At 69.4% G+C, this 7671-nt stretch carries 8 protein-coding genes; all 8 read left to right on the plus strand.

Features of this window, described 5'->3' with window-relative positions; genetic code table 11:
* Positions 1-96: 96 nt before the first annotated feature.
* Entirely contained in the window at positions 97-477 is a 381-nt protein-coding gene (locus VFU06_06680; GenBank protein ID HEU5209078.1) for a cupin domain-containing protein, read from the plus strand.
* 9 nt (positions 478-486) lie between these two features.
* Positions 487-1266, plus strand: a complete 780-nt coding sequence (locus tag VFU06_06685) for an SDR family oxidoreductase (GenBank protein ID HEU5209079.1) — start codon at positions 487-489, stop codon at positions 1264-1266.
* A 10-nt stretch (positions 1267-1276) separates the two neighbouring features.
* Positions 1277-2254, plus strand: a complete 978-nt coding sequence (locus VFU06_06690) for a branched-chain amino acid transaminase (GenBank protein ID HEU5209080.1) — start codon at positions 1277-1279, stop codon at positions 2252-2254.
* Between the two features lies 1 nt (position 2255).
* On the plus strand, positions 2256-3224 hold the full coding sequence (locus VFU06_06695; GenBank protein ID HEU5209081.1) for a cobalamin-binding protein: 969 nt from the start codon (positions 2256-2258) through the stop codon (positions 3222-3224).
* Positions 3225-3272: 48 nt separating this feature from the next.
* Positions 3273-4964, plus strand: a complete 1692-nt coding sequence (locus tag VFU06_06700) for an amidase (protein HEU5209082.1) — start codon at positions 3273-3275, stop codon at positions 4962-4964.
* Positions 4965-4989: 25 nt separating this feature from the next.
* The gene (locus VFU06_06705; protein HEU5209083.1) at positions 4990-5640 is read left to right on the plus strand and encodes a hypothetical protein; all 651 of its coding nucleotides are present in this window, start codon (positions 4990-4992) and stop codon (positions 5638-5640) included.
* Between the two features lie 140 nt (positions 5641-5780).
* Positions 5781-6902 carry a histidine kinase gene (locus tag VFU06_06710; protein HEU5209084.1) on the plus strand — a complete coding sequence of 374 codons (1122 nt, stop codon included), beginning with the start codon at positions 5781-5783 and terminating at the stop codon, positions 6900-6902.
* The gene (locus VFU06_06715) at positions 6899-7666 is read left to right on the plus strand and encodes a LytTR family DNA-binding domain-containing protein (GenBank protein HEU5209085.1); all 768 of its coding nucleotides are present in this window, start codon (positions 6899-6901) and stop codon (positions 7664-7666) included. Before VFU06_06710 ends, VFU06_06715 begins: the two co-directional genes overlap by 4 nt.
* Positions 7667-7671: the final 5 nt, after the last annotated feature.

Here is a 7671-nt window from a genome sequence, read left to right on the forward strand (position 1 = left end):
CGCGCTCTTGCATCGCGGCAGCGCGCTGGCGAAGATCAGCCGATGGCGGCCCGTTCCCGCGTGGCCGCGGCGACCTCCCGACACCGGAGCCCATTCATGGAGCAGCAGCAGTCGGCCACCCGCTTCTTCCGCTGGGACGACATGCCGAAGGAGCGCGTCACGGACATGCTCGACCGGCGGCTGATCACGGGTGAGCGCGTGATGCTCGCGCACGTCTATCTGAAGAAGGGCTGCATCGTGCCGCAGCACCAGCACGACAACGAGCAGCTCACCTACATCATCGAGGGCGCGCTGCGCTTCTGGATCGGGGAAGACCGGTCCGAGGAAGTCGTCGTGCGTGCGGGCGAGGTGCTGCACATCCCGTCCAACGTGTGGCACGAGGCGGAGGCGCTCGAGGACACGCTCGACGTCGACATCTTCTCGCCGCCGCGCGCGGACTGGCTCAACCACACCGACGACTACTTCCACCGGAAGTGATCTCGCACGATGGATCTCGGCATCGCGGGTAGGGTCGCGCTCGTCGCGGCATCGAGTCGGGGCCTCGGCCGCGCCATTGCCGACGAGCTCGCACAGGCCGGCGCGCGGCTGGTCCTGTGCGCGCGGGGTGCGGCGGCGCTGGAGCAGGCGCGCGAGGAAATCGCCGCGACCGGTGCCGACGTCGTCGCACAGCCCGCCGACCTGACGGACCCCGCGGGTGTGCAGGCCGTGCTCGACGCGGCGCAGCGCGCGTTCGGTGAGATCGACATCCTTGTGACGAACACCGGTGGCCCGCCCGCCGGTCCGTTCGACGCCCACTCGCCCGGGACGTGGCAGCACGCCGTCGATCAGAACCTGCACAGCGTGATCAACCTCACGCGTGGCGCGCTGGGCGGCATGCGTGCACGCGGGTGGGGCCGCATCATCAACGTGACCTCGATCGCGGTGAAGCAGCCGGTCGACGGGCTGATCCTGTCGAACAGCGTGCGTGCGGCCGTGACCGGCTTCGCGCGCACACTCGCCAACGAGGTCGCACGCGACGGCGTCACCGTGAATTGCGTGCTGCCGGGCTACACGCAGACCGAGCGTGTCGTGCACCTGGCCGAAAAGGTCGGCGACGGTGACCCTGCGAAAGGCTACGCCCGCTGGGAGTCGGAGATCCCGATGGGGCGACTGGGCGAGCCGCGCGAGCTGGCCGCGCTCGTTGCGTTCCTCGCATCCGCGCGTGCGTCGTACATCACCGGTCAGTCGATCGCAGTCGACGGCGGCTGGATCCGCTCACTGCTGTAGGAGGTGCATCATGGCGTTCGCAGAGGCACAGTGGATCTGGAAGGACGGGGAGCTGATCCCTTGGCAGCACGCGCGCATCCACGTGCTCAGCCTGGCGGTCCAGTTCGGCTCGTCGGTCTTCGAGGGGATCCGCTGTTACGCGACCTCTGAAGGTCCCGCGATCTTCCGGCTCGGCGACCACCTGCGCCGCCTCGAGGACTCCTGCCGCATCTACCGCATCGACGTGCCGTGGACGCGCGAGCAACTCGCGATCGCGTGCGGCACCGTCGTGGAGCGCAACGGCTTCGACTCCTGCTACGTGCGGCCGATGGTGCTGCGCGGCTACGGCGCGATGGGCATGCTGCCGGCCGGCAGCCCGGTCGAGACGTACGTCTGCGCGTGGCCGTGGGGCACCTACCTGGGGGATGGCGCACTGGAGAGCGGCGTCGACGTGTGCGTCTCGAGCTGGCACCGGCCGGCGCCGAACACGCTGCCGTCGCTAGCCAAGGCAGCCGGTCACTACAACAATGCGCAGCTCATCAAGATGGAGGCGGTCGCGAACGGCTATGCGGAGGCCATCGCGCTCGCGCCCGACGGACGCGTGAGCGAGGGCAGCGGCCAGAACGTGTTCCTGGTGCGCGACGGCGCGCTCGTCACGTCCCCGTCGGATGGCACGCTGCTGCTCGGCATCACCCGCCACACCGTGATGCGCATTGCGCAGGAGCTCGGCATCGACGTGCACGAGCAGCCGATCCCGCGCGAGATGCTCTACACCGCCGACGAGCTGTTCTTCACCGGCACCGCTGCGGAGATCACGCCGATCCGCAGCGTGGACCGCATCACGGTGGGGCAGGGCACGGCAGGACCGGTCACGCGCGCACTGCAGAAGCGCTTCATGCAGATCGTGCAGGGCGAGATCGAGCCACTGGAGGAGGGCTGGCTCTCGCATACGCGGGCGCTCGTGGACGCGCCGGCCGTCGCCGCCACGGGAGCGGTGCGGAGCGGCTGACATGCCCGCAGCGCGCGCCGCCGCGGCGAACGGAATCGCGGCATCGGAAGCCGGCGCGCAGCGCGTCGTCTCGCTGCTGGCGAGCGGAACCGAGATCGTGCACGCGCTCGGTGCGGCCGACCGGCTCGTCGGCATCAGCCACGAATGCGACTGGCCACCGGAGGTGCTCGACCGGCCGCGGCTTTCGCGGCCGCGCTTCGATCCGAGCGGCCTCGACAGCGGCGAGATCGATACTGCCGTCCGCATCGCCATGGCCGAGCATGGCAGCGTGTATGAGGTCGACGCCGAGCGACTCGCTGCACTCGCCCCGGATCTCGTCATCTCACAGGCGGTCTGCGAGGTGTGCGCCGTGCCCACACCCGGTGTGCGAGACCTGATGCGCACGCGCGGCATCGATGCGCGGTTGCTTTCGCTCGACGCACACACGATCGATGAGATCCAGCAGTCGATCCGCGAGGTCGGCGCTGCGCTGGGGCTCGAGGCCCGCGCAGAGCAGCTGCTCGAAGAGCACGAGGCACGCATCGCGCGCGTGGAGCGGGCCGTTGCCGGGCGCCAGCGCAGGCGCGTTCTGGCCCTGGAATGGCTCGACCCGCCGTTCGCGCCCGGCCACTGGCTGCCGGAGATGATCGAGATCGCCGGCGGCGAGAACCTGCTCGGTACGGCAGGCAGCCATTCGACACAGCATGCGTGGGAGGACGTCGCCGGGCTGGATCCGGACGTGCTCATCGTCATGCCGTGCGGCTACGGCCTGGACGCCTCGATCACCGATGCGGACCGCTTCGCGGACGACCTGCGACGCGTCGCACCGCGCGCAATCAGCAGCGGCAACGCCTTCGCCGTCGACGGCAGCGCGTATTTCAACCGCTCCGGCCCTCGCTACATCGACGGCATCGAGATCCTGGCCGGGCTGCTGCACCCGGACGTGTTCGCTGCCCCCGACGCGACGGTCGCAGCGCGCTGGCAGGCGTGAGCGCCGCGACTCTTCCGTACCTGTACGATCACAACCAGGAGCTGTGAGATGATGCCGCAGACCGCGTCCCCGATCGATCGCCGCAGCTTCATCGCGTTCACCGCGGCGCTCACGTCGCTGCTGCCCGAGAGCCTGCGCGCGCAGCAGCAGGAGCCGCGCGTGAGCGTGGACATGATCGCGCAGGCCGAGCGCATTGCCGGCCTCGAGTTCACCCCCGAGGAGCGCGAGGAGATGGTGCGCGGCCTGGACTCCAACGTCCGCGCATGGGAAGCGCTGCGCGAAGTGCAGCTCCCCAACGCCGTGCCGCCCGCAGTCCAGTTCGACCCGGTGCTGCCGGGCATTGCGGTGCCGCTGGGCGAGGGGGTGTTCCGGCCATCGGATCCGGGCGCACTGCGACGGCCTTCCAACCTGGAGGATGTCGCGTTCTGGCCCGTGACACACCTCGCCGTGCTGATCCGCACTCGGCAGGTCACGCCGAGCGAGCTGACGCGGATGTACCTCGACCGGCTGAAGCGTCATGGCCCCACGCTGGAGGCGGTCGTCACGCTCACCGAGGAGCGCGCGCTCGAGCAGGCCGCGCGCATGGACGCGGAGATCGCGGCCGGCAGGTACCGCGGTCCGCTGCACGGGATTCCCTGGGGCGCGAAGGACCTGCTCGCCACGCGCGGCTATCCGACGACGTTCGGGGCAAAGCCGTACGAGGACCAGGTCATCGACATGGATGCGACGGTCGTGCGCAGGCTCGACGACGCCGGCGCGATCCTCGTCGCCAAGCTCACGCTCGGTGCCCTCGCCCAGGGTGACCAGTGGTTCGGCGGCATGACCCGCAACCCGTGGAAGCTCGACCAGGGCTCCAGTGGCTCCTCGGCAGGACCGGGTGCGGCGACCGCGGCGGGCCTCGTCGGCTTCAGCATCGGCACGGAGACACTCGGCTCGATCGTCTCACCCTCGACACGCAACGGCGTCACGGGGCTGCGGCCGACCTACGGCACGGTCAGCCGCCACGGCGCAATGGCGCTGTCGTGGAGCATGGACAAGATCGGACCGATGTGCCGCACGGTGGAGGACTGCGCGCTGGTCTACCAGGCGATCCGCGGCACGGACGGCTTCGACCTGACCGTTCGCGACGTGCCGTTCGACTGGGACGCGGCCCGTGACCCGCGGGAACTCCGCGTTGGCTACTACCGCTCGGCGTTCGAGGCGGACCACAACACCAAGACCTTCGACGACGCCGCGCTCGACGTGATGCGTCGCATCGGCTTCGACCTCGTGCCTTTCGAGACGCCGGACGACTATCCGCTCAACTCGCTGCGCTCGGCGATCCTGACGGCGGAGGCGGCAGCAGCCTTCGACGAGCTGACGCGCAGCAACCGCGACGACCTGATGGAGCGCAGCTCCTGGCCGAACACGTTCCGCACTGCCCGCCTCGTGCCGGCCGTCGAGTACATCAACGCGAACCGTGTTCGAACACTCGTCATGCAGGCCATGCACGAGGCGATGCAGGACGTCGACGTGGTGGTCACACCGTCCTACGGTGGCAACATCCTCCTTCTCACGAACCTGACCGGCCATCCGACGGTCGTGCTGCCCAACGGCTTCACGCAGGAGAACACGCCGGTCTCGCTCTCGTTCGTCGGTCGGCTGTTCGGCGAGGGAGACGCGCTGCTGGTCGCCAGGGCGTACCAGGACGCGACGGATTTCCACACGCAGTATCCGCCGCAGTTCCGGGTCGGTGCATGAGGGCGCGGTGACGCCCGATGCGCCGATGGGCACCACGTACCTGCGCGTGCAGCGCACTGCACGGGTCGTATTGCTCGGCGCGCCCGGGCCGGACGTGCGGGAGCTGTGGATCTGCTGCCACGGCTACAGCCAGCTCGCGCCGGATTTTGCAAGGGATCTGTCCGCGCTCGCCGGACCGGACCGGCTGGTCGTCGTGCCGGAGGCGCTCAACCGCTACTACAAGGACGACCGTGGCGGTGTGCACGGCCCGGATCATCCGGTCGGCGCCACGTGGATGACGCGCGAGGAGCGGGAGCACGAGATCGACGACTACTGCGCCTATCTCGACGACGTGTACCAGCACTTCGCCCCGCTCCTGCCGGACCTCGAAGCGGTCAGTGCGCTGGGCTTCTCGCAGGGCTCCCAGACCGTCGCGCGCTGGACGGCCCGCACTGCCCACCGCGTCGACCACGTGATCCTCTGGGGTGCGGGGCTGCCGCAGGAGATCGAGCCGGCGCCGGGCATGCTCGGGGGCGCGCGCCTGACACTGGTGGCGGGCGAGCGCGACGGCTTTGCGGCGGGCGGCATCGATCGGTTGGCGGGCGAGCTGGCCGCGGCGGGCGTCGCATGCCGGGTGGAGCGCTTCGGCGGCGGACACCGCCTCGACGACGATACCCTTCTCAGGATCGCGGGCTGATCGCGGCTTCCCCGGGATGGAGGGGACCACCTGCTCGTACCCGGTGACGGGGCACGCCGCCGCCGGGTTCGACTTTCTTTCAGCGTGCTGCGCCGGCGATTAGCTTTCAGATCGCGCGCCCCACTTTTCAGCATACCCGCATGACAGCCACGACGTTCGTGCTGCTCTCCCGCCGCGCGCGCCGGTACGAAGTGACACTCGTGCTCGCGTGGTGGGGGATTTATGGCGTGTTCCTGACCGGCCAGCATCTGCTGCTGAGCCGCAGCATGGGCGTGCCGCTCGGTCTCGGCGCGGCCGCTGCGCGCGCACTGCCCGGCGCGGTCGTCTGGGCGGGCATCACGCTGGTCGCCTTCGCGCTTGCGCGTCGTTTCCCGATCGACGAACCGCCGCACGTGCGTCACGTGCTCGTGCATATCGCGGCGAGCGCCACACTGGCGGTAGCGGAGGTCGCGGTCGCGTTCGGCATCGACCAGGTCACCGGATGGTTCAACGGCAGCTTCGGCGAGCTGTTCGTGAACGGCTTCCCGCCCAACGTGCTGTACTACTGGCTGCTGGCCGGGCTCGGTCACGGCATCGAGGTGTACCGCCGCTACCGGCGCCGCGAACGGGAGGCGCTGGTGCTGCAGAAGCGGCTGGCGGAGGCAGAGCTGCACCTGCTCAAGACGCAGCTCCAGCCGCATTTCCTGTTCAATACGCTGCACGCAATCAGTGCACTGATGCACCGCGACGTGCGCGCCGCCGATCGCATGCTCACGCGACTGAGTGAGCTGCTGCGCGTCACGCTCGAGCACGTCGGCACGAGCGAGGTGACACTGCGTGACGAGCTCGACTTCCTGAAACCGTATGTCGAGATCGAGCGTACGCGGCTGGGCGAGCGCCTGAACGTCACGCTCGACATCGCGCCCGATACGCTGCACGCCGCCGTGCCGCACATGATCCTCCAGCCGCTCGTGGAAAACGCGGTGCGCCATGCGATCGCACCGCGCGCTGCGGGTGGGCACATCATCGTGAGCAGTCGCCGTGACGTCGATCGCCTGGAACTCCAGGTCGTCGACGACGGCACCGGCCGCGGCGACGGCCGCCACGGCAGTGGTGTCGGGCTTTCGAACACACGTGCGCGCCTGGAAACGCTCTACGGCACGGACTACCGCTTCGACGCGGGACCGGCGCCGGAGGGCGGGTTCCGCGCCGCCATCTCGATTCCGTTTCGCGCCGTACCGGTCGAAGAGCCGGCTGCGCTCAGACAGGAGGCGATCCCGTGACGAAGATCCGAACCGTACTGGTCGAGGACGAACCCCTCGCGCGCGAGCGGCTGCGGTCGCTGCTCGAGGAGCAGCCCGACATCGAGATCGTTGCGGAGGCCGCTGACGGCAACTCGGCAGTGCAGGTGATCCACGACGCGAAGCCCGAGCTGCTCTTCCTGGACGTGAACATCCCGGAGCTTGACGGCTTCGGGGTCCTCGAGTCCCTGGGCGCCGACACACCCCCCGTCGTGATCTTCGTGACGGCGTACGACCAGTTCGCCGTGCAGGCCTTCGAGGCACACGCGCTCGACTACATCCTGAAGCCGTTCGACGAGGACCGCTTCGCCACCGCGCTGCGCCGCGCCCGCGAATCGGTGCGCCGCCACCGCACCGGCGAGCTCGACGAGCGCCTGCAGACGCTGATCGAGAGCGTCGGCAGCGGCCGCCGCGCCGACCGCATCGCCGTCAAGGAGGGCGGACGCATCGTGTTCCTCCGCACCGCCGAAATCGACTGGATCGGCGCCGAAGGCAACTACGCCCGCCTCCATGTCGGCAAACGCTCGCACCTGATGCGCGAGACCATGACCAGCCTCGAGAACCGGCTCGACAGTTCCCGCTTCCTGCGCATCCACCGCTCGACCATCGTCAACGTCGACGCGATCGCCGAGCTGGAGCCACTGTTCCAGGGGGACTACGTGGTGATCCTGCGGGACGGCACGCGGCTGACGTCGAGCCGCGGCTACCGGTCGAACCTGCAGGAGTTCATGAGTCGGTCGGTCTAGCTTTT

The sequence above is a fragment of the Longimicrobiales bacterium genome, from assembly GCA_035764935.1.
GTDB lineage: Bacteria > Gemmatimonadota > Gemmatimonadetes > Longimicrobiales > RSA9 > DASTYK01.

What these genes read in the sequence shown, in the direction of transcription:
- VFU06_06710 (HEU5209084.1), top strand. Translation starts at nt 5,781, where the DNA reads ATGACAGCCACGACGTTCGTGCTGCTCTCCCGCCGCGCGCGCCGGTAC.
- VFU06_06695 (HEU5209081.1), top strand. Translation starts at nt 2,256, where the DNA reads ATGCCCGCAGCGCGCGCCGCCGCGGCGAACGGAATCGCGGCATCGGAA.
- VFU06_06685 (HEU5209079.1), top strand. Translation starts at nt 487, where the DNA reads ATGGATCTCGGCATCGCGGGTAGGGTCGCGCTCGTCGCGGCATCGAGT.
- VFU06_06700 (HEU5209082.1), top strand. Translation starts at nt 3,273, where the DNA reads ATGATGCCGCAGACCGCGTCCCCGATCGATCGCCGCAGCTTCATCGCG.
- VFU06_06690 (HEU5209080.1), top strand. Translation starts at nt 1,277, where the DNA reads ATGGCGTTCGCAGAGGCACAGTGGATCTGGAAGGACGGGGAGCTGATC.
- VFU06_06680 (HEU5209078.1), top strand. Translation starts at nt 97, where the DNA reads ATGGAGCAGCAGCAGTCGGCCACCCGCTTCTTCCGCTGGGACGACATG.
- VFU06_06705 (HEU5209083.1), top strand. Translation starts at nt 4,990, where the DNA reads ATGGGCACCACGTACCTGCGCGTGCAGCGCACTGCACGGGTCGTATTG.